The following is a 20,034-nucleotide window of genomic DNA, read 5'->3' as shown; positions in this document are numbered from 1 at the left end:
GCCACACGACATGGGCACGCTGTTCGAACAGTGCTCCGGCGCGGCGACGATCGTGCGCCTGGACCGGCCGTTCGACATCGCGCCCAGCGGGGGCGACACGTACACCGTCGCGCAGCTCGCCGAGCTGGTGCTCGACGCCGCGGGCTGGTTGTCCGAGGCGGGCGTGCGGCCCGGCGACCGGGTCGCCGTCGTCAAGCGCAACCACTGGGACTACGACCTGCTGGCGTGCGCGGTGGTGCGGCTCGGCGCGGTGCCCGCGTTGCTGTCCGGCCACCTGCCGGGCGACACGCTGGAGACCCTGGTGAAGCGCCTCGATCCTGCGCTGGTCGTCACCGACGGGGAGGTGAGCGCCCCGAGGGTGCTGCGGATCGACGAGTTCACCGCCTCCCGGCCGCCTTCGCCCCACCGCAGGCGCGACGACGATCCGTTGATCATCAACCACACCTCCGGCACCACCGGTGTGCCCAAGCTCGTCGTGCACACCACCCGGACGATCATCGACCGGCTCGCGCGACCGGAGTCGGTGCGGTGGCCCGTCATCGGAACCCGGCGCGACGACGTGATGGGCAACGCCAGCTCGTACGCGCACGGCCGCACGTTCTGCTGGACCGCGTCGGCGTTGTGCCTCGCACCGCGCGAGATCGTGCTGCTCAGCGACGCGTCCTCGGCGGCGCGCGTGTTCGGCGCGCACCCGCCGACAGTGCTGGAGGCGCTGCCGTCGGCCTACGTGCGCTGGCGGCCGCTCGCCGCCGGACCGGACAACCCGTTCCACGCGGTACGCCGGTTCGTCAGCACCTACGACGCGATGCACCCACCGGTGATCAGAACGATGCTGCACGCGTCGCGCCGCCGCCGTCCACTGTGGATGCAGGGCTGGGGGCAGACCGAGACCGGGCCGCTGTCGTTCCGGTTCCTCACCCGGAGCACCGCGCACACGACCCGCGACCTCGGCAGACCGATGCCGGGAATGGCGAGGCTGCGCGTGGTCGACCCGCAGACGTTGGACCCGGTGCCGCGCGGCACGGCGGGACTCGTGTTCGCCCGCACCCGCGCCCGGTGCGCGGGCTACGTCGGCGAGCAGGACCGCTGGGACGCCAAGGCGGACGGGCCGTGGTGGAACACCGGTGACCTCGGCGTCGTCAGCCGCACCGGAGTGGTGACGCTGCTGGACCGTGAAGTGGACACGGTGGCAGGACTCAGCTGTCTCGCCGTGGAGGACACGGTCGAGGACAGGCTGCCCGACGTGCAGGAGTGCGTCCTGCTCGCCGCGTCCGGGAAGAAACCGATTCCCGTGGTGGTGACCGACACCGAGCTGGACCTCGTTGAATGGCGGCTCGCGGTCGCCGACCTGCCGCCGTTGGCCGAACCCGTGGTGCTGCGCTGGGACGACGTGCCGCGGACGGGGACCGGCAAGGTGCGGCGGCTCGAACTGCTGGCGCGGCTCGTGGGCGCCGCCGAGACGAACGGCTCAGGGAGGTGGACGTGACCACGACCTACGTCTTCGACAACCACAGCGTGCACGCGACCGAACAGCACCGGTGCCTCAGCGAGGCGTACGACCCCATCACGCTGGCACGGCTGGCGGAGACCGGCGTCGGTCCGGGCTGGCGCTGCCTCGAGGTCGGCGCCGGCGGCAGCAGCGTCGCACACTGGCTCGCCGCCCACGCCGGTTCGGTGCTCGCCACCGACATCAAGCCCGAGCACGTCACACCGGTGCGCGGGCTGACGGTTCTTCAGCACGACGTCGTGCACGACCCGTTGCCGGACAACGAGTTCGACCTCATCCACGCACGGCTGGTGTTGCAGCACATCCCGCAACGCGAGGCCGTGCTGCGCAAGCTGGTGCGTGCGCTGAAGCCCGGCGGGTGGATGCAGATCGACGAGTTCGACATCTCCTACGGTCCGGTGCTGCTCGCGCCGGACGAACGCGCGGCCGGGCTCTACGAGGTGTTCCTCGCCGCCAAGGAGCGGACGTTCCGCGCCGCGGGCGGTGATGGCACGTGGGGCAGGCGGGTGGCAGCGTCGATGGCGGCGGCAGGGCTCGTCGACGTCGACCCGGTGCCCGCGCTGTTCCCGTGGCACGCGGGATCGCCGGGGGTGCGGCTGCTGGTGCACCACACGCACCACCTGCGGGACAAGCTGATCGCGGCCGGCATGACCGACGAGCAACTCACCGGGGTGCGCGCGGTGATGGCGGACCCGCGGTTCCGCGCCTCCTCCTGCGTCGTCTACTCGGTGCACGGAAGGCGGCCCGCGTGACGCTCTCGCTCGACGTGGTGTCCGTGGCCGGACCGGTCGACCTGCCGCTGGCAGGGGAACAGGACGTGCAGGCCGCGTGCGGGATCATGCACGTGCACGGCCGCCGGTTCGGCAGGCCGACGCCGCTCGGCCTCGACTACGCCTCGATCGTCGCGGCGGAACTGGCGGAACTGGGCGTTCAGGCGCTGACGTTAGCCCAGGCACGGGGAATCCCGCTGCACTCGGTGTCCACCTCGCTGGCGCAGGCCGCCCTGCTCGCCGTCGGGCAGTACCTCGCGGCGGCGACGGCGGACGACCCGGTCGAACCTCATTCCCCCGGCGGGCCGCCGTTCCACTCGGCCGAGGGGATCGCGTTCGAGATCGAGGCGCTCGATCCATCGGTGTGGCAACGGTTCTGGGCCGCGTTCGGCGCGGACGACCACGCGGTGTCGCGGGGGTGGCGGCCGTTCCTGCACCGGTTCGCGACGGCGACTTGTCCGCTGCCCCTGCTGGCCGAGGTGCTCGCCGCGCACCCGATGGCGTGGATCACCGATGTCGCTGGAAGTGCCGGCATGACACTGGTGCGGGTGTCGGACCAGCCGGTGGAGCACCTGCCCGCCTTCGTGCTGAGCGGCGCGAGCGACGGTCACCGGCGTGGACGGCCGGTCGAGCTGCTGCCGTTGTCCGGGCTGGTGGTGCTCGAGTCGTGCCGCCGCGTGCAGGGACCACTGGCCGGACACCTGCTGCGGCTTCTCGGCGCGACCGTGCTGCGGATCGAGCCGCCAGGCGGTGACCCGTCACGCTGGGTGCCGCCGATGGCCGGTGACACGTCAGCCCGGTTCCACGCGCTCAACCGGGGAAAGGACGTGGTCGAGATCGACCTGGGCACTCCCGGTGGGCGCGAGGAGGCACTCGACCTCGCGACGACCGCGGACGTCTTCCTGCACAACTGGGCGCCGGGCAAGGCGGAGCAGTGGTCGTTGCGGCCCGACGATCTCGCCAGGGCGCGGCCGGGGATCGTGTACGCGCACGCGTCGGGCTGGGGTGCCGAGCTGGGCCCGAACCCGCCACTGGGCACGGACTTCGTCGTGCAGGCCCACAGCGGGGTTCCGTCCTCGCTGATGACGATCGTCGACGTGTTCGGGGGAGTGGTGAGTGCGCACGGCATTGTGGCCGCGCTGACCCGCGGCGCCACGCGGGTGAACTCGTCGCTGTTGTCCGCGGCCAGCAGGATGAACGCCTGGCCGCGGCGCCGATGCGCCGAACCGCTGACCGTGCCGGTGTGCGACGACCTGACGGCACTCGCCGCAGATCCCCGCTTCGCCCGTGTCCTCGTCCGGGACGACTGCGTCCTGGTCTCCTCGCCTTGGGAGTTCACGTCATGACGTGGGTGTCCGCCACCGGGACGGTCCTGCGCGACCTGGTCCCCGCCCGGCTGCGCCGCGACTGGGTCGCCCAGGGGCACTGCCCGGACCGCGACCTGCACTCGCTGTTCCGCGACCGGGTCCGGGAACACCCGGACCGCACAGCGCTGGTCGACGACGAGGGCGAGCTCTCCTACGCCGAACTGGACCTGCTCGTTCAGGCGCTCGCCGCACGGCTGCCGTACGGCACCACCGACATCATCGGCGTGCAGGAACCCGACGGACGTGCCGCCGTCGTCGCCGAACTGGCAGTGCTCGCCGTCGGCGCGGTGGTGCTACCGCTGCCCGCGGGCGCCGGCACGTCGCTCTCCCGCGCCGGCGCGAGTGCGCTGATCACCGGCGGGGTCGTGAGCGGAAAGGGGAGGCCGGGCGCCGCGAAGCACGCACGCCCCCATCCGGAGGCGCCGGCGAAGATCCTGCTGTCGTCCGGCTCGGAGGCCGAACCGAAGATGGTCGCGTACTCGCACAACGCGTTCGCCGGTGGGCGGGCCAACTACGTGCGAGCCCTGCACGGCGGCCATCCTGCGCCCCGCGACCTGGTGCTCGTCTCGCTCACCTCGTCGTTCGGCTCTTTCGGCGTGCCGATCACGCTGTGCTGCCTGGGCGGCACGCTGATCCTCACCCGGCGGTTCGCGCCGGACACCGCTATGCGGCTGATGGCCGAGCACCGCCCGACGCACGTGTTCGCGGTCCCGACGATGTGGCGCCGGCTGGCCGATCACCCCGCCGAACTCGACCTCTCCGGCCTCGTCGCGCTGGTGTCGAGCGGCGATGTGCTGCCGGCCGCGACGCTGGCCGCGTGCCGCGCACGGTTCGGCGTCGACGTGATCACCGTCTACGGCTCGTCGGACGGGGTGAACTGCCACACGACGACACCGGAGAACGGCGCGGGCGTCCCGGACCCCGCGGTGTGCGACATCCGGACCGTCGACGGCGAGATCTGCGCGCGGGGCCCGATGACGCCGCTGTGCTACGTCGGCGCGCCCGAGCTGGAGGCCCGTCACCGGCTCGACGGCGGCTGGGTGCGCACGGGCGACCGCGGCCACTTCGACGGCGCGGGCCGGCTGCACGTCACCGGCAGGGCGAAGCGCGTGGTGATCCGCGGCGGCTACACGATCAGTCCCGCCGAGGTGGAGCTGGCGATCGGCGGGCACCCGTCGGTCGGCGAGGTCGCCTGCGTGCCGGTGCCGGACACCGAGATGGGCGAACGGCTCTGCGCGGTCGTGACCATCCACGATGGACAGAACCTCGACCTCCCCGGCCTCACCGCGTTCCTGTCCGCGCGGGGACTGGCGAAGGCCAAACTGCCCGAGTTCCTGCTCACCGTGCCCGGCCTGCCGGTCGGCCGCACCGGCAAGATCTGCCACCGCACCGTGGCGCGGGTCGCCGCCGATCGATGCGGAGCAACCGCATGACTGCTTCGCACGGGCCTGGCGGCCTCGGTCCAGCCTTGGCGGGCCGGGCTCAGGATTCCAGGCGCTCCGCGGTGTCGGTGAGCAGGGCGAGGAGCCAGCGCCAGGTGTCCGGGTCGGTGGTGGACAGCGGCTTGGGGGAGAAGAAGTACAGGCGATTCCCGACGAGTTCGACGTGGACCGGGCGTTCGGCGTACCGGGCCAGGAGGTCGGGAGAGAAGAGGGTGCGGTCCAGCAGGGTCTGGATTTCCTGGGCCCTGCCGAACGGCCCGGAGACCCTGAAGGCTTCGGTCCCGGGGCCGTGCAGGTCGGGATGTCCGAAGGTGTCCTTGCCGGACTGGCTCAGGCTGTCCATGCCTTTCGCCCGCGAGTTCAGCAGCAGGTGAGGGAGGTCGGCGTCGAGAAGTGCGGTTGCGTAGCCCCAGCGGTAGGCCTTCGTGTTCTTGTAGCCGACCACGTAGCCGTACTCGCCGATTTCCATCGGACGTGGCCTTTCGAAGCTGACGACGTCGAGGGCGCAGCGGTCGGCGCCGACGTCGAAGACCCCGGAGGGGTGCTCCGGGGCCTCGACCTTCATCCGGTAGCCCATGCCGTTCCGGGCGGCGAACTGCATGATGCGGTAGTGGCCGGCCCGTTCCTTCCGGCCGCTCTTGCGGCTCAGGACGACGACCGGGACGACCAGCCCGAGACCGATTGCCAGCGGCAGCAGCCCGAGGAGCCGCACGCCCACGCCGCCGTCCGGACAGGTGTCGGCGAGGTACATGCTGAGCGGGACGCTCAGGAAACCGAAGAAGGCGGCGGCGATCAGGGCGAACAAGAACGCGCAGCAAGCCACGTCGCGAGCCGGGCGGTCGCCGTTCGCCTTCGCGTGCGCCAATGCCGCGGCCGGGTCGACCGGGGCGGTGAGCGGGGAGTAGTCGAGGTCGTCGGGCACGGCTCACGCTATCCCGTCGAGTGGGCGGAACGTTCCCGATCGGGCGGTTGCCGGACGGCTACGAGGAGCTGTTGTCACGATCCGATTCGCTCATCCCGGTGCTGGACGTGGTGCTCGGCAGGAGGCAGGCGTAGCTCAGCGGGAGCAGGCTCACGAACGTTCCGCCGGCTCCGGTGCAGATGCCGCGGGCCTCCTGGACGCGGCGGTTCGCTGGGCTGAGGGGGTTGAACACGCAGACATATCCCACCGGGCTGACGGTGAGGGTGAGCACGCCGCCGGTCGCGGTGCACAGTGCGGTCGCGTTTCCCGTGCCCGAGCCGGGGCCCGTCACCGGCGGGGTGCTCGTGTTCTCACAGCTGGCGTGGATGTCGGGGTCCGGTGCGGGGCCCTGGCAGGTGTCGACGCCGAGGCCACCGTCGAGGCTGTCCTGGCTGCCGTCGATGGACGGGCCGACGAGGGTGTCGGTGCCGGCGCTGCCGGAGATCGTGTCGATGCCCAGGCCGCCGGTGAGGTTGTCGTTGCCGGTGCCGCCGGTGATGGTGTCGTTGCCGTCGCCGCCGTTGATCGTGTCGTCTAGATCGGAGCCGGTGATGGTGTCGTTGCCGCCGTTGCCGTTGATCGTCTTGGCGGGATCCGTGCCGCCGCAGTCGATCGTGTCGTTGCCGGGGCTTCCGGTCACGACGGTGTCGGTCTGGGTCACGCCGGCGCTCACGACGCAGTTGATGGCGGCCTGGGCGGTCAGCGGGGCGACCACCCACAGGGCCGGGACCGCGAGAACTCCGGCCACCGCGGCGACGATCGCCCGGCGGAACTGACTCTGCTGAATTTTCATGCCTTCATTTCCTGAGCACAAGGTGTCATAGCCGCACGGCACGGACGCGCCAGCGGAAAAGAATGCGCGAGAGGTGCGCGAGAGGCCCTGCCTAAACGGGCTTCGGCGATTTTTGCGTGAAAAAACCTCGGTTCGTTTTGTGTGTCCGTGATCATCGCGGAACACGTCACGTCACCGAGGTCCGGGGTAACGACACGAAATCTACTCTTTGTTCGAGCTGGCCGGTACCGCAGTCCCCCAAATGGCCCTTTCAAAGCTATATGGCTTAGAATCTGTGTTGTCTCATGGGTCGTGTCAACAACTGGGGAAATGCTGTGATCGGGCCTTCATGGATTCCCACTTGTCGCTTCTGGTAATCATGTTTGTGGCATGCGAGGTTCCCCTGCCTCATCGAGAGGCGGGTCCCGGCGCCCGTAAAACATTTCGCGCTGGAAGCTGGACCGGCGCTGTCCTCGGTGGTTCGGCAACGACCATCCACAGTGGACGCAAGCTACCGCCCGACGAGGAGTCACGCTCATGACACGAACTACCTGTCGGTCGGCCAGATCCACCCGCTGGACAACCCGTTGCCGCGCGAACCGCTGCGCGCTGAACACGTCAACCCGCGGCTGCTCGGGCACGGGAGGACCACCCCTGGGCTGAACCTGTTGTACGCGCACACGAACCGGGTGATCAACGCCCGCGACCTCAACGCGCTGTGCGTGACCGGTCCTGGTCACGGTCGACGCCGGAGTCTTCAACGCCGCCTACGTGGTGGGGTTCCACAGCGGACCCGTCGCCGACGGCACGCCGGACGGTGCCGAGGTGGTGATCCGGCAAGTGGAACGTGTGGCCGGCACGTGACCAGGGCCGTGTGCGGATCACCTACGAGCGCGTCGGCGAGACCACCGCCGTCGAGGACCTCGACATCAGCGCGTTCACCGGGGACTCCGTCGGACGAGGCCTGGTCTCGCCGGACTGGTACCTGATCGCCGTCGAGGCGGGGTTCAACCTGTGGCGTGGAGGCGCGGGCAATGCCATCGAGAACCTCTCCATCTCCGTGGACGACCAGAAGCCCAGGAGGGCACTGGGGACGGCCGCTCCCGCGCCGTGTTTCGCCGCCCTGTCGGTGGAGGAGGCCTGGACCGGAGGGTTCCGCGCGGTCGTGGAGGTGACCAACGTGGGGGACTCGCCGGTCCAGGGCTGGACCCTCGACTGGACGTTCCCCGGCGGCCAGCACGTGGAGAGGACGTCCGCGGGTCAGGTGACCCAGTCGGGCTCGTCGGTCCGCGTGGTGGGCCCCGCGCGGGAAGGCGTGCTCGAACCGGGCGGGTCCACCAGCTTCGACGTGGTCGGCAGTGGTGTTTCGCCCGGCATCGTGTCGATCACGTGCACGCCTGCCTGAGTTCCCGGCGGGTGCCGGAGCGCAGGCGGCCGTCGTGGACCTCGGCGATCTGGTCGGCGCCGGTGAGGTGGCCGCGGTCGTGGGTGACCAGGACGGTGGCGGTGCCCTGCAGGCGGGTGAGACGGGTGAGGAGGCCGACGACGGCGGCTCCCCGTTCGTGGTCGAGGGCGCTGGTGGGTTCGTCGACCAGCAGGACGGTGGGGTCGTTCATCAGGGCGCGGGCGATGTTCACGCGCTGGCGCTGGCCGCCGGAGAGCTGGTGCGGTCGGCGTTCCGCCTCCGGTGCGAGGCCGACAGCGTCGAGCAACTCCATCGCGCGGGCGCGGGCCCTGGCAGGAGAGCGGCCGTCGATCCAGGCCATGACCTGGAGCTGTTCGCGGGCGGAGAGGGCGGGCAGCAGGCTGGGGTGCTGGAACACGATGCCGATCTTGCGCCGGCGCAGGTCGGTGAGCTCGCCGCGGGTCATGCCGGTGGTCGTGGTGCCGTCGACGGTGACCGTGCCCGCGTCGGGGCTGACGAGGGTGGCGGCGACCGCGAGCAGGCTGGACTTGCCGGAGCCGGAGGGGCCGACCACGGCGGTCAGGCTTCCTCGGGGGACGTCCAGGGTGACCTGGTCGAGCGCGGTGAGGCGGGAGCCGCCGTCGGGGTAGGTGAGCGTGACGCCGGTCAGGGTGAGGCTCATCGGGTGCTCCCCAGCGCGGTCAGCGGGTCGACGGAGGTGATGCGGCGGATCGCGAGCGCGGCTCCCAGCGCGCCGAGCAGGACCATCACCGCGGCCGGAACCAGCACGGTGGCGGGGGTGAGCACGAACGGAACGGCGGAGCCGGCGAGGGCGGCACCGACGCCCGCGGCGAGCCCGGTTCCGACGAGGGATCCGCCGGCGAGCAGGACGACGGCCTGGCCCAGCGCGTCCTTGAGCAACCCGGCCGTGGTGGCGCCGAGTGCCTTGAGGACGGCGACGTCACCGCTGCGCTGGATGGTCCACACGGTGAAGAACGCGCCGATGACCAGGGCGGAAATGGCGAACAGGAAGCCGCGCACCAGCTGCAGGGAGCCGTTCTCGGAGGCGTAGGAGCCGATCGCGGACAGCGAGTCGTCCGTGGAGACCGTCCTGGTGCCTGCACCTCCTGTTCGCCGCCCTGCTCGTCCTGGCGGTGGCACGGGCCGTGGCAGGGGGACTGCCGCAGGCCTCCGCGGTCGTCGCGGTCGCGGTGGTCTGCGGGGCGGTGTACGCGGCGGGACCGGTGCTACCCCGCGTCCGCTCGTCCCGGCTCGTTGCCGCGGGCTGGCTGGGCGCCGTCAGCGCCGCGTGGCTGGTCCTGGTGCTGCTGACCGCCGACGGCGTGTGGGTGGCCTTTCCCCTGTACTTCCTCCAGCTCCACCTGCTGCCACGCCGTGCGGGACTGATCGCGGTGATCGCCACGGCGCTGGCCGCGGCCACCGCCTTCGCCGCGCACCAGGGCGTCTTCAGCCCGGTCGCGGCGATCGGCCCGGTGCTCGGCGCCGCCGTCGCGGTCGCCGTGGTCCGGGGCTATCAGGCGCTCTACCGCGAGAGCGAGCAACGCAGGCGCCTGATCGAGGAGCTCACCGCGACCCGCGCCGACCTGGCCCGAGCCCAGCACACCGCCGGGGTGCTGGCTGAACGCGAACGCCTGGCCCACGAGATACACGACACGCTCGCCCAGGGGCTGTCCAGCATCCAGCTGCTGCTGCGCGCCACCGAACGGGTGCTGCCCGACACCTCGGGCAACGCCGCCCGCTACGTGGGTCAAGCCCGCCAGGCCGCAGCGGACAACCTCGCCGAAGCACGTCGTTTCGTCGCCGCCCTCACCCCGCCCGCCCTCGACGACACCACGCTGGCGGACGCCCTGGAACGCTTGTGCGCCACGACCTGTGCTCACCACCAGATCACCGCGCGGTTCCACCTCACCTGCGATCCGGTCCCGCTGCCGACGGCACACGAGGTCGCCCTGCTGCGCATCGCCCAGGCGGCCATCGCGAACACCGTCCGCCACGCGGACGCCACCACCGTCGAGATCACCCTGAGCCACCTCGGCGACGAGGTCGCGCTGGGCGTCGTGGACGACGGAACCGGCTTCGACCCCGCAAGTCCTCCCGCTTCCGATCCCGGCGAGGGAGGCTTCGGCCTGGCGGCCATGCGCACTCGCGCCCGTGCGCTGGGCGGCTCCCTCACCGTGGAGTCTGCCCCAGGCCACGGCACCGCTCTGGCCGCCCGGCTTCCGCTGCCGCGATCCACAGGCACGCGGTCGGAGGCCCTGCCATGACCGGCACCCCGATCCGGCTGCTCCTGGCCGACGACCATCCCGTGGTGCGCGCGGGTCTGCGGGCCGTGCTGGAGACCGAACCCGGTCTCGTCGTGGTCGCCGAGGCCGCGACCGCCGAAGCCGCGGTGGCACGCGCCGCCGAGGGCGACATCGACGTCGTCCTGATGGACCTGCGGTTCGGCCCGGGAATGACCGGAGCCGAGGCGACCGCCGCGATCACCGCTCGTCCCGGCGCACCCCGCGTCCTCATCGTCACCACCTACGACACCGATGCCGACACGCTGCCCGCCATCGAGTCCGGCGCCACCGGGTACCTCCTCAAGGACGCCCCTCCCGACGACCTGGCCGCCGCGGTCCGCACCGCCGCGGCGGGGCGGACCACCCTGGCTCCCACCGTCGCCGACCGGCTCCTGAACCGGATGCGCGTGCCCGGTGCCGCGTTGACGCGGCGGGAGGTCGAAGTGCTCGTCCTGGTCGCCGACGGGTTGTCCAACCGGGCCATCGCGGCGCGACTGCACCTCACCGAAGGCACCGTGAAGTCGCACCTCGCCCGCTCCTACACCAAACTCGGCGTCGACTCGCGCACCGCCGCCGTCGCGACCGCGACCGACATCGGCCTGATCCGCCGGCGGTGATGCTCAGCGAGGCCGGCTTCCGCGCCCGTCCGTCGCCCCGTGCCGGACCCGACGAGCGCGAACCCGCGGCAGGTTGTCCGAAGTGGACCTGACCAGGTCCTGCCCGGACGGCACGGGCTCGTGGTCGTGACGTGCATCCGCAACGGAAGTAGTGGCCACTGGGTGGCGCCGGGGAAGATGGCGGGATGAGCGTGTCGAGAAGGGGCAGGCCCGCGGGACCCACCGGGCCGGTGATCGGCCGTGCGTTGCGGCTCCTCGACGCGTTCGACGCCGAGCGCCGCGAGCTGACGTTGAGCGATCTCGCCCGGCGTGCGGGCATGCCGTTGTCGACCACGCACCGGCTGATGCAGGAGCTCTGCGCGTGGGGCGCCGTCGAACGAGGCACGGACGGGTTGTACCGGATCGGGCTGCGGCTGTGGGAACTCGGCTCGCTCGCGCCGCGTGGTCCCGGGCTGCGCGAGGCCGCGTTGCCGTTCCTCGAGGACCTCTCCCGCATCACCAGGGAGAACGTGCAGCTCGCCGTCAGGGAGGGCACGGAGGTCGTCTTCGTCGAACGGATCGCGAGTTCCGACGCGGTGCCGGTGCTGACCCGCGTCGGCGACCGGTTCGCGCTCACCGTCACCGGTGTCGGCCTGGTCCTGCTCGCGCACGCCCCCGTCGAGGTGCAGGAGGAAGTGCTGAACGCACCGGTCGCCCGGTACACCGCCAAGACCGTCACCGATCCGGCGCGGTTGCGCCGGATGCTCGCCGACGTCCGGTCGAACGGCTTCTCGATCAGCGACCGCCAGGTCACGATGGACGCGCTGTCGGTCGGCGCACCGATCCGTGACCGGCAGGGCGAGGTCGTCGCCGCGGTGTCGCTGGTCGTGCGGCACGGGAGTACCACTCCGCAGGCGCTGGCACGGCTCGTGCGCACCAGCGCCCAGGCGATCTCCCGCGCACTGTCGAACTGAGATCGACTTCCATTTTCCGGAAAGTGCTCTACGGCACGGGCTGTGGCCTCCGCCACTCTGTGGTCTCCCACCACGGATGAGGAGCGTCGATGACCGGCTTCCCGCGCGACCAGTGGTACGTCGCGGCTTACGGTTCCGAGATCGAGCACGACCTGTTCACCCGCACCATCTGCGGCGAGCCGATCCTGTTCTGGCGCACCCGCGACGGCGCGGTGACGGCCATGCCGGACCGCTGTGTGCACCGACGTTTCCCACTGTCGCAAAAGCCCTCCCGGCTCGTCGACGACCAGGTGGTCTGCGGGTACCACGGCTTCACCTACGACGCGGGCGGCAAGTGCGTCGCCGTGCCAGGCCAGACCCGCATCCCGCGCACCGCACGGCTTCTGCCCTACCCCGTCGTCGAGCAGGACTCGTTCGTGTGGGTCTTCATCGGCGACCCGGCGAACGCCGACGCGTCGCGGATCCCGCGGGCGCCGTGGCTCGTCTCGCCGGACTACACGACCGTCGCCGGCATGGAACCGTTGAACGCCCGGTACGAGCTGCTCGTCGACAACCTGCTGGACCTCTCGCACGAGACCTACCTGCACGGCGGCTACATCGGCACACCGGAGGTCGCCTCCACCCCGATCACGACCGAGGTCGACGAGGACGCCGGCGTCGTCTACGTGTCGCGGCACATGGACGACGCGGAATGCCCGCCGTTCTACGCCAAGTCCACCGGCCTGCAGGGCAGGATCGCGCGGTGGCAGGACATCGAGTACACGCCACCGTGCCTGTACAAACTGCACAGTCGCATCGCGCCGGTCGGGTCCGTGCCCCACCCGGATGGCACCGACCCGGACGCGTTCCACGTCGAGGTCGTGTACGCGATCACGCCGGAGACCGAGAACTCGACGCACGACTTCTGGTGCGTGGCACGGGACTTCGCACTCGGAGACGAGGAGGTTTCCGCGTTCCTCGCCGAGAACAACCGCACCGTCGTCCTGCAGGACGTCGTGGCGTTGAACGTGCTGGAGCAGGTCATCGCGAAGGAGCCGGACGGCTACCAGGAGCTGTCGATCAACATCGACACCGGTGGGCTCGCCGCACGGCGGATGCTCAAGCGCTTGTGCGAGAAGGCATGAACGCGCTCACCGGCGACCGCGTGGTCCGCGTCCACTGGGTCCTGGGCACGGACCGGCTCCGCGCGGTGTGCCACTGCGCCGCCGAGCGCGAGTTCGAAGACCCCGTCGAGCTGTGGGCGTGGCTGCTCGATCATCCCGACGGGCACACGTCATGAAGCTCCTGCTGGACGACAGGGAACCGATCGCCGACGGTGTGGTGCTCCTGACGCTGCGGCATCCGGACGGCGACCCGCTGCCGGGCTGGACACCGGGTGCCCACGTCGACCTCGTGCTCGCCGAGGGCCTGGTGCGCCAGTACTCGCTGTGCGGCGACCCCGGCGACACCTCGATCATGCGGGTCGCCGTCCTCCGTGAACCGGACGGGCGCGGCGGCTCACAGCATGTGCACGACATTCTCGCCGTGGGGCAGCAAATCGAGGTGCGCGGGCCGCGCAACCACTTCGAGCTCGTCGAGGCGAAGCGCTACCTGTTCATCGCCGGCGGCATCGGCATCACCCCGATCCTGCCGATGATCGCCGAGGCCGAGACGGCAGGTCACGACTGGAGGTTGCTCTACGGCGGCAGAACGCGGTCCTCCATGGCGTTCCACGACGAGCTCGAGCACCTCGGCCAGGTCGAGATCCGTCCCGAGGACGAGCACGGCCTGCTGGACCTCCGGGGGGTGCTCGGCGAGCCGGACGAGTACACCGCCGTCTACTGCTGCGGTCCGGAAGGCCTGCTGACCGCCGTCGAGCAGCACTGTGCGGACTGGCCGGAAGGCGCACTCCACGTCGAACGGTTCACCCCGAGGACCGATGGGGCACAGGGACCTCGGCACGACTTCGAGGTCGAGCTGGCGCAGACCGGTGCGGTGCTGCGGGTGCCGGCCGGGCAGTCCGTCCTCGAGGTCGTCGAACGAGCGGGCGTGGCCGTGCTGTCGTCCTGTCAGGAAGGCACCTGCGGCACCTGCGAGACGACCGTGCTCGCCGGGACACCCGATCATCGCGACTCCGTGCTCACCGACCAGGAACGGGCGGTGGGCGACGTGATGATGATCTGCGTGTCCCGGTCCCGTTCACCCCGCCTGGTGCTGGACCTCTGAAGTCGGGTGAACATGTCCCAGTCGTACGGGGTGACTTGGAATCCATGCCGATTCATCTGAGCTTCTTGAACCAGGTGAACGCCGATTTCTGGCGAGCGTTTCGGTTGTTCGAGTCGAATTGATCGAATATGCCGGCATGGCTTGACTGGTGTCGGCCCTCTCGCCAGTGTCAGCGGTGAACGAATGTGATTCGCTGGGTCTGGGGGAGGACTTCGTGGCAGGTGATCGGCGACTGCGGAAACCGCGATCGATCGTTGCCGCGGGTGCGGCGGCGTCCCTGGTCGCGGCGACGTTCACCGTCCAGACGGCCACGAGCGCCGCGGCGGCGGCCGCCGGGCCCGCGCTGTCGGTGGACGTGTCCGCCTCCCGGCATGCGATCAGTCCCGGCATCTACGGCCTGAACGGCGGCGATCCGGCGTTCAACGCCGAGATCGGCCAGTCGGTGGCGCGCTGGGGCGGCAACGCGTCGAGCCGCTACAACTTCAAGAACCGCACGTACAACACCGGCAGTGACTGGTTCTTCGAGAACATCGTCGCCGACGAGCAGCACACCGTCGAGTGGATGGTCGGGTCGAACCTCGACCGCGGCATCAAGCCGGTCGTCACCGTGCCCATGTCCGGCTGGGTGGCCAAGGACTCACCGTCGTCGCATCCGTTCCACTGCGGGTTCCCGGCGTCGCGGTTCCCGGAGCAGGACGGGTTCGACGAGTGGGACCCGAACTGCGGCAACGGTCAGCTCGACGGGAAGAACCTCGCCGGCGTGCCGGAGGACACCTCGGTGAGGGCCGGCGCGGCGTTCGCCGGCGAGATGGTGTCGCACCTGGTGGACAGGTTCGGAACGGCGGCGCAGGGTGGTGTCCCGATCTACGAGCTCGACAACGAGCCCGTGCTGTGGGCCCACACGCATCGCGACGTGCACCCCGAGCTGGTCACGTACGACGAGCTGGGCGGCAAGGGCACGGCGACCGCCGCGGCGATCAAGGCCGCGGACCCGAGCGCCCAGGTCCTCGGCCCGTCCGGCTGGGGGTACTGCGAGTGGGTCGCGTCCGGGCTGGACGGCTGCGGGCCGGGCGCCGACTCGGCCGCGCACGGCGGGCTCAACCTCTCCCAGTGGTACCTGAAGAACATGAAGGACTTCAGCGACGCCCACGGGGGCACGCGCTTCCTCGACTACTTCGACCAGCACTTCTACCCGCAGATCAGCGGTGGCAAGGATCCCGCGGCCAACGCGTTGCGGCTGCGGTCGACCCGATCGTTGTGGGACCCGACCTACGTCGAGGAGTCCTGGATCGGCCCCGGCGGGGTCAACGCGCCGCCGCTGCAGTTCATCCGCACGATGAAGTCGTGGATCGCCCAGTACAACCCCGGCACCAAGACCGCCATCACCGAGTACAACTGGGGCGCGCTGGACGACATCAACGGCGCGCTGGCACAGGCCGACGTCCTGGGCATCTTCGGACGTGAAGGCCTCGACCTCGCCACGATGTGGGGTGAGCCCAAGCCGACCGATCCGGGCGCGTTCGCGTTCCGGATGTACCGGAACTACGACGGCGCGGGCAGCCGGTTCGGCGACGTGAGCGTGTCGGCGACCTCCGCCGACCAGGACCGGCTGGCGGTGTACGCGGCGCAGCGCTCGTCCGACAGCGCGGTGACCGTCATGGTCGTCAACAAGACCGGCGGCGACCTGACCTCACCCCTGTCGGTGGCCGGGTTCGACGGCACCGGTACGGCGCAGCGGTTCACCTACAGCCCGGCCGACCTGGGCGCCATCGCGCGCGGCGACCTCCCGGTGAACGACGGCAGCGTCGACGCGACGTACCCGGCGAACTCCATCACGCTGCTGGTCCTGCCGCCGGCCGGGTGCTCGGCGAGCCTGCACGTCAACGGAGACTGGGGCACGGCCCACGTCGCGACGGTGACGGTCACCAACGAACGCCGCACGGCGACGACCGGGTGGCGGGTCAGCTGGACGTGGCCGGCCGGCCAGCAGGTCACCAACTCGTGGAACACCGCCCTGAACCAGGACGCCACCCGCGTGGTCGCGGCGGATGCGGGGTGGAACGGCTCGATCGACGCGGGCGGCAGCAGGACCTTCGGGTTCCAGGCCACCGGCAGAGCGGCGACGCCGACGTTGACCTGCACCCCTACCTGAGCAGAGGGCGTCGGGCCGGCATGGGCTGGTACGTCCACATCACGGTCACGGCGGTGGTCCGGCCGGCGTGGTGGATCAGCTCCCGACCGGCTGGTGCAGCCCGGCGACCTTCGCGCCTCCCTCGAGCACCTCGGCCGACGCGGTGTCACCGCTCACGGTGAAGGTCCCGAGCTTGACGTTGGCGGCGCTCTGCTCGTTGACCAGGCCGTTCTCCACACCGATCCGTGCCAGGTCCCGTGACGACGCACTGCGCAGGGTCGGAGCGTCCACGCCGCGGCGCAGGGCGTACACGAACGCCCGCCTGCTCAGCGGTACGGCGGCGAGCAGGCACAGGGACACCACGACGAGTCGCTTCACGCGCGCAGCCAAGAGATCGCCGCCGACGTTCAGGAGCGAGAAGGCAGGAACGAAGATTCCCGTCGCTGATTCCGCGCGGGGAAACTGCGCCAGATCCGCACCTGCCTGCCCGACGTCGCAGACAAATTCTGTACGACATGGAATCTGGGCGAGATCTGGGCCGCACCGAGGTCAACGTTGGTCATGCCTGCCCCGAAAGCGCAGGTCCGACCGAGGAACAGGAGATCTCGTGAGGATGTTCCAGAGAATCACCGTCGCGGCGTTGATGGGTGCGCTGATCAGCGTGTCCTTCGGCGCGGCCACGGCGTCCGCGGCGACGGCCCGCAACGGGGTCTGCGAGGCAGGCGAGTTCTGCCTGTACTACAACAGCAACCACCAGGGCTCGCTGTCCGATTTCGCCACGTCGATTCCCGACTACGGCGACGACCAGCCGAGCTGCTACGACTTCAAGAGCGCGGGCGCCGGCAAGGGCTTGTGCGTGAAGAACCAGGCCGCCGCTGCCTGGAACCGCACCAGCAGTCCGGTCACGGTGTACTACAACAGCGAGTACGGCGGTTCCAAGCAGACCGTCGCGGCAGGCGGCAAGGTCAACCTGAACGCAAGCCTCAAGAACGAGAACGCCTCCCACCGGCTCAACGACAACGGGGGCGGCGGCGGGGGCGGCGCCACCTACGCGGCACCGCCGAACAACCCGCACCCGTCGGCGACCAGCCGGGCGCCCAGCGCGACGGCCCGCACCCAGTTCGTCGACGACCAGATCGCGCGCCTGACCGGTGAGAAGCACTGCTGGGTGGGCGCCTACCGCCCCGGCCAGCCCTCGACGAGCAACCACAACACCGGCAACGCGCTCGACTGCACGATCTCGAACGCGATCGGCTCCTACCCGTCCGAGGCGCAGAAGGCTCAGGGCTGGAAGCTGTCGTACTGGCTGCAGAAGTACGCCGCCGCGCTCGATGTCCGGTACGTGATCTGGCAGGGCAAGATCTGGAGCGTCGCCCGCGCGTCCGAGGGGTGGCGCACGTACACCGGCGGGTCCGGTGTGACCGGCGGTCACTACGACCACGTCCACGTGTCGATCCAGAACCCCCACGGCGACTGACCGGCACGGCACGCTGACTGGCCTGGTTCGTCTGCGAGGCCTCGTGATCTGACCGGGTGGGCGGCGAAGCTGCGGTAGCTTCGCCGCCCACCCGAAGGCGTTCGTCGAGGTCTTGATCGGACCTCTACGTGCGGCTGGTAGATGACGCGACCTGGAATCGCCGGCCGTCGCGTATCAGTCGGCGAGGCCGGGCAGGTGGTAACCGGTGTGGTCGTCCCACTCGATCTCGTAGTCGTCGAGGGTGAAGGTCCAGTCCGCGTCCGGCACCGCGTTGCGCAGTGCGGTGACCGCGGCCAGCCAGTGCACCAGCGACGGGACCGCCCGGTCATCCGCGGCGGGCAGCTTGGTCGACCCGTCGAGCACCGTTCCCGGTTCCAGCCGGTCGTACAGGTACAGCCCCTCTTCGTCCCGGGAGAACGGCGCGTTCTCGTTGCAGGTGTCGACGACCTGGCCGATCACCGTGAGCTCGGCGCCGGTCAGCGGGGCCGCGCGGCGAGCTGTGTAGTAGAGGGAGACGCCCACGCGGGCCACCCTAGCGGGCTCCGCTCGGGACAGGTGCGGAACGACAGATCCGCGTGCTCGCACGACCTCGGCCACGCATCCGCATCCGTCGCAGAAGGGCTCGGGACTGTCGCCGCGCAGGGTGCGCGAGCGGCGCGGTCGGACGTGGGTGCCCCGGACCGCATGTCGGGGTTCGTGCTGGCGCGTACCGCTTCTCCGTCCAAGAAGGACATCGCCGGTATGGCCACCGCGTTGCTGCGCAACGGTTACGACCTCTGCGACTTCAAGGTCACTGCGCAGGACGGCGGTGCCCCGTCGTCCGTTCCCCTGTGCCCTGCCGGGTGACGAGGTGCCTTGGCACTGGCCAGATCCAGGAGAAGGCGCGGCATTTCGCCGGTCATCGCTTCAGGTGGCGTAAAGCGCGCTCGGCGGCGTGGTATCCGCTCATGCCGTGCACTCCCGCGCCAGGTGGTCCGTGCGAGCCCGCGTGCCCCTGCAGGAGCAGCCCGCATGATCCGCCTCCTCATCGCAGACGACCAGCAACTCGTGCGCGCCGGTCTGCGGATGCTCTGCGAGAGCGCACCGGACGTGCAGATCGTCGGCGAGGCGGCCGACGGCGCGCAGGCCGTGCGCGAAGCGGCGCGGTGCCGGCCCGACGTGGTCCTGATGGACCTGCGCATGCCCGTCGTCGACGGCATCGCGGCGACCCGGAAGATCCTCACCGACAACCCCGAGGCACGCGTCGTCGCGCTCACCACCTTCGACGACGACGATCACCTGTACCCCGCGCTGGCGGCCGGCGCGCACGGGTTCCTCGTGAAGGACTCCACCCCGGAAGAACTGCTGGCGGCGATCCGGCGGGCCGACACCGGTGAGCAGCCCTTCAGCCCCGGTGTCCTGCGGCGGCTGGTGAGCAGGGTGGTCCGGGAGGAGATCGGACCGGAGCCGCCGAACGCGCTGCACGGCCTGACGCCGCGCGAACTGGACGTGCTCGTGCTCCTGGCCGAGGGCCTCGGCAACCACGACATCGCCGAACGGCTGCACGTGGGCGTGACGACGGTGAAGACACACGTCGCCGCGCTCATGACGAAGACGGGCGCGGACAACCGGGTGCGGCTCGCGGTCCTCGCCCACTCAGCCGGGCTGCTGTGACCGTAGGGCGGAAGTGCCTGATGTGTGGGGGAGTGCCCCAAGTTGATCGTCGACTGTGGACTGTGGGCTGCCGGTCGATCGTTTGCCCTGGTCACGTGCGAGTCGCGGTCTGGTTGGTAACAGGTCGATAACCAGACCCATCCGTTCCCCGAGGGGTGGCGAATCACGAGCAACACCTGATCCGCTCACCACATGGAGATGTCTCGTCATGAACAAGACCGTCCGCAACACTGTCCTGGCCATCGGCGCCGCCTCGCTCGCCCTGTTCGGCGCAGCGTGCGGCTCGGGCGACATGGCCGCCAGCAGCTCCAGCACCGCCCCGACCTCCGCCACCTCGTCCGCGCCGTCGTCGGCCGCGATGGCTGACCCGGCCGCGAACCTCGTCGGTCCTGGCTGTGCCGACTACGCGAAGCAGGTCCCGTCCGGTGCGGGTTCCGTGAGCGGCATGGCCGCTGACCCGGTCGCCGTCGC

At 70.6% G+C, this 20,034-nt stretch carries 20 protein-coding genes and 3 pseudogenes; 17 read left to right on the top strand and 6 right to left on the bottom strand.

Going from position 1 to position 20,034, the window contains the following annotated elements:
- The first annotated feature begins 10 nt into the window (after positions 1 to 10).
- The 4 genes from DFR72_RS46130 to DFR72_RS00100 are packed head-to-tail and all read left to right on the top strand — an operon-like array spanning position 11 to position 5,077.
- Positions 11 to 1,486, top strand: coding sequence for a class I adenylate-forming enzyme family protein (locus DFR72_RS46130; protein ID WP_090073049.1), 1,476 nt, complete (start codon positions 11 to 13; stop codon positions 1,484 to 1,486).
- Complete coding sequence (locus DFR72_RS00110) at positions 1,477 to 2,259, top strand: class I SAM-dependent methyltransferase (protein ID WP_211335246.1); 783 nt, start codon at positions 1,477 to 1,479, stop codon at positions 2,257 to 2,259. Before DFR72_RS46130 ends, DFR72_RS00110 begins: the two co-directional genes overlap by 10 nt.
- The gene (locus DFR72_RS00105) at positions 2,256 to 3,623 is read left to right on the top strand and encodes a CoA transferase (protein ID WP_090073054.1); all 1,368 of its coding nucleotides are present in this window, start codon (positions 2,256 to 2,258) and stop codon (positions 3,621 to 3,623) included. Before DFR72_RS00110 ends, DFR72_RS00105 begins: the two co-directional genes overlap by 4 nt.
- Positions 3,620 to 5,077, top strand: a complete 1,458-nt coding sequence (locus DFR72_RS00100; RefSeq protein ID WP_090073057.1) for a class I adenylate-forming enzyme family protein — start codon at positions 3,620 to 3,622, stop codon at positions 5,075 to 5,077. The genes DFR72_RS00105 and DFR72_RS00100 overlap by 4 nt, the downstream gene beginning before the upstream one ends.
- Before the next feature lie 49 nt (positions 5,078 to 5,126).
- Here the strand turns inward: DFR72_RS00100 and DFR72_RS00095 are convergent, their stop codons facing one another.
- Both DFR72_RS00095 and DFR72_RS00090 read right to left on the bottom strand, forming a co-directional pair.
- Positions 5,127 to 6,008, bottom strand: a complete 882-nt coding sequence (locus tag DFR72_RS00095; RefSeq protein ID WP_090073059.1) for a hypothetical protein — start codon at positions 6,006 to 6,008, stop codon at positions 5,127 to 5,129.
- Between the two features lie 58 nt (positions 6,009 to 6,066).
- A complete protein-coding gene (locus tag DFR72_RS00090) occupies positions 6,067 to 6,840 on the bottom strand; it encodes a calcium-binding protein (RefSeq protein ID WP_114773563.1) in 774 nt (257 codons plus the stop codon).
- A 479-nt stretch (positions 6,841 to 7,319) separates the two neighbouring features.
- Between DFR72_RS00090 and DFR72_RS46615 the strand changes: the two are divergent.
- Together DFR72_RS46615 and DFR72_RS00080 are read left to right on the top strand one after the other, a co-directional pair.
- Positions 7,320 to 7,562, top strand: a pseudogene (locus tag DFR72_RS46615) (phosphoketolase family protein); the annotation flags it as partial.
- Between the two features lie 104 nt (positions 7,563 to 7,666).
- Positions 7,667 to 8,224: a cellulose binding domain-containing protein gene (locus DFR72_RS00080; RefSeq protein WP_090073063.1), complete on the top strand. Its 558-nt coding sequence runs from the start codon at positions 7,667 to 7,669 to the stop codon at positions 8,222 to 8,224.
- Here the strand turns inward: DFR72_RS00080 and DFR72_RS00075 are convergent.
- The gene (locus DFR72_RS00075; RefSeq protein ID WP_090073065.1) at positions 8,205 to 8,906 is read right to left on the bottom strand and encodes an ABC transporter ATP-binding protein; all 702 of its coding nucleotides are present in this window, start codon (positions 8,904 to 8,906) and stop codon (positions 8,205 to 8,207) included. The two genes, DFR72_RS00080 and DFR72_RS00075, sit on opposite strands and share 20 nt — an antisense overlap.
- A pseudogene (locus DFR72_RS00070) lies at positions 8,903 to 9,343 on the bottom strand (FtsX-like permease family protein); the annotation flags it as partial. The gene DFR72_RS00075 and the pseudogene DFR72_RS00070, both read right to left, overlap by 4 nt.
- A gap of 47 nt (positions 9,344 to 9,390) precedes the next feature.
- Here DFR72_RS00070 and DFR72_RS00065 point away from each other — a divergent pair.
- The 7 genes from DFR72_RS00065 to DFR72_RS00035 all read left to right on the top strand — a co-directional run bounded on the left by DFR72_RS00065 (position 9,391) and on the right by DFR72_RS00035 (position 16,454).
- The gene (locus DFR72_RS00065) at positions 9,391 to 10,509 is read left to right on the top strand and encodes a sensor histidine kinase (RefSeq protein WP_245982378.1); all 1,119 of its coding nucleotides are present in this window, start codon (positions 9,391 to 9,393) and stop codon (positions 10,507 to 10,509) included.
- Positions 10,506 to 11,144: a response regulator gene (locus tag DFR72_RS00060; protein ID WP_090073069.1), complete on the top strand. Its 639-nt coding sequence runs from the start codon at positions 10,506 to 10,508 to the stop codon at positions 11,142 to 11,144. The genes DFR72_RS00065 and DFR72_RS00060 overlap by 4 nt, the downstream gene beginning before the upstream one ends.
- Positions 11,145 to 11,329: 185 nt before the next feature.
- A complete protein-coding gene (locus DFR72_RS00055) occupies positions 11,330 to 12,097 on the top strand; it encodes an IclR family transcriptional regulator (RefSeq protein ID WP_090073074.1) in 768 nt (255 codons plus the stop codon).
- 89 nt (positions 12,098 to 12,186) lie between these two features.
- Positions 12,187 to 13,221 carry an aromatic ring-hydroxylating oxygenase subunit alpha gene (locus DFR72_RS00050; RefSeq protein WP_090073076.1) on the top strand — a complete coding sequence of 345 codons (1,035 nt, stop codon included), beginning with the start codon at positions 12,187 to 12,189 and terminating at the stop codon, positions 13,219 to 13,221.
- Positions 13,218 to 13,376, top strand: a complete 159-nt coding sequence (locus DFR72_RS00045; protein ID WP_090073078.1) for a hypothetical protein — start codon at positions 13,218 to 13,220, stop codon at positions 13,374 to 13,376. Before DFR72_RS00050 ends, DFR72_RS00045 begins: the two co-directional genes overlap by 4 nt.
- Positions 13,373 to 14,302 carry a PDR/VanB family oxidoreductase gene (locus tag DFR72_RS00040; protein ID WP_090073080.1) on the top strand — a complete coding sequence of 310 codons (930 nt, stop codon included), beginning with the start codon at positions 13,373 to 13,375 and terminating at the stop codon, positions 14,300 to 14,302. Before DFR72_RS00045 ends, DFR72_RS00040 begins: the two co-directional genes overlap by 4 nt.
- A gap of 214 nt (positions 14,303 to 14,516) precedes the next feature.
- Positions 14,517 to 16,454, top strand: coding sequence for a glycoside hydrolase family 44 protein (locus DFR72_RS00035; protein ID WP_245982377.1), 1,938 nt, complete (start codon positions 14,517 to 14,519; stop codon positions 16,452 to 16,454).
- A 75-nt stretch (positions 16,455 to 16,529) separates the two neighbouring features.
- Here DFR72_RS00035 and DFR72_RS00030 read toward each other — a convergent pair whose 3' ends face one another.
- Entirely contained in the window at positions 16,530 to 16,811 is a 282-nt protein-coding gene (locus tag DFR72_RS00030) for a hypothetical protein (RefSeq protein ID WP_090073082.1), read from the bottom strand.
- Between the two features lie 235 nt (positions 16,812 to 17,046).
- On the opposite strand from DFR72_RS00030, the gene DFR72_RS00025 reads away from it, so the two are divergent.
- Positions 17,047 to 17,910, top strand: a complete 864-nt coding sequence (locus DFR72_RS00025) for a peptidase inhibitor family I36 protein (protein ID WP_090073153.1) — start codon at positions 17,047 to 17,049, stop codon at positions 17,908 to 17,910.
- Between the two features lie 174 nt (positions 17,911 to 18,084).
- Here the strand turns inward: DFR72_RS00025 and DFR72_RS00020 are convergent, their stop codons facing one another.
- Positions 18,085 to 18,432, bottom strand: coding sequence for a hypothetical protein (locus DFR72_RS00020; RefSeq protein ID WP_090073155.1), 348 nt, complete (start codon positions 18,430 to 18,432; stop codon positions 18,085 to 18,087).
- A gap of 33 nt (positions 18,433 to 18,465) precedes the next feature.
- On the opposite strand from DFR72_RS00020, the gene DFR72_RS44810 reads away from it, so the two are divergent.
- From DFR72_RS44810 to DFR72_RS00005, 3 genes and pseudogenes are all read left to right on the top strand, one after another.
- Positions 18,466 to 18,756: a lipocalin family protein gene (locus tag DFR72_RS44810; RefSeq protein WP_143087000.1), complete on the top strand. Its 291-nt coding sequence runs from the start codon at positions 18,466 to 18,468 to the stop codon at positions 18,754 to 18,756.
- Between the two features lie 165 nt (positions 18,757 to 18,921).
- The gene (locus DFR72_RS00010) at positions 18,922 to 19,563 is read left to right on the top strand and encodes a response regulator (protein ID WP_090073086.1); all 642 of its coding nucleotides are present in this window, start codon (positions 18,922 to 18,924) and stop codon (positions 19,561 to 19,563) included.
- A 208-nt stretch (positions 19,564 to 19,771) separates the two neighbouring features.
- Positions 19,772 to 20,034: pseudogene (locus DFR72_RS00005) on the top strand (fasciclin domain-containing protein); the annotation flags it as partial.

The sequence above is a fragment of the Lentzea flaviverrucosa genome, assembly GCF_003350445.1.
Classification (GTDB): Bacteria; Actinomycetota; Actinomycetes; order Mycobacteriales; family Pseudonocardiaceae; genus Lentzea; species Lentzea californiensis.
The sequence above is the reverse complement of the archived record's forward strand: the minus strand, read 5'-3'. Positions and strand labels throughout refer to the sequence as shown.

What these genes read in the sequence shown, in the direction of transcription:
- DFR72_RS46130 (WP_090073049.1), top strand. Translation starts at nt 11, where the DNA reads ATGGGCACGCTGTTCGAACAGTGCTCCGGCGCGGCGACGATCGTGCGC.
- DFR72_RS00100 (WP_090073057.1), top strand. Translation starts at nt 3,620, where the DNA reads ATGACGTGGGTGTCCGCCACCGGGACGGTCCTGCGCGACCTGGTCCCC.
- DFR72_RS00090 (WP_114773563.1), bottom strand. Translation starts at nt 6,840, where the DNA reads ATGAAAATTCAGCAGAGTCAGTTCCGCCGGGCGATCGTCGCCGCGGTG.
- DFR72_RS00075 (WP_090073065.1), bottom strand. Translation starts at nt 8,906, where the DNA reads ATGAGCCTCACCCTGACCGGCGTCACGCTCACCTACCCCGACGGCGGC.
- DFR72_RS00060 (WP_090073069.1), top strand. Translation starts at nt 10,506, where the DNA reads ATGACCGGCACCCCGATCCGGCTGCTCCTGGCCGACGACCATCCCGTG.
- DFR72_RS00055 (WP_090073074.1), top strand. Translation starts at nt 11,330, where the DNA reads ATGAGCGTGTCGAGAAGGGGCAGGCCCGCGGGACCCACCGGGCCGGTG.
- DFR72_RS00050 (WP_090073076.1), top strand. Translation starts at nt 12,187, where the DNA reads ATGACCGGCTTCCCGCGCGACCAGTGGTACGTCGCGGCTTACGGTTCC.
- DFR72_RS00045 (WP_090073078.1), top strand. Translation starts at nt 13,218, where the DNA reads ATGAACGCGCTCACCGGCGACCGCGTGGTCCGCGTCCACTGGGTCCTG.
- DFR72_RS00040 (WP_090073080.1), top strand. Translation starts at nt 13,373, where the DNA reads ATGAAGCTCCTGCTGGACGACAGGGAACCGATCGCCGACGGTGTGGTG.
- DFR72_RS00025 (WP_090073153.1), top strand. Translation starts at nt 17,047, where the DNA reads ATGTTCCAGAGAATCACCGTCGCGGCGTTGATGGGTGCGCTGATCAGC.
- DFR72_RS00010 (WP_090073086.1), top strand. Translation starts at nt 18,922, where the DNA reads ATGATCCGCCTCCTCATCGCAGACGACCAGCAACTCGTGCGCGCCGGT.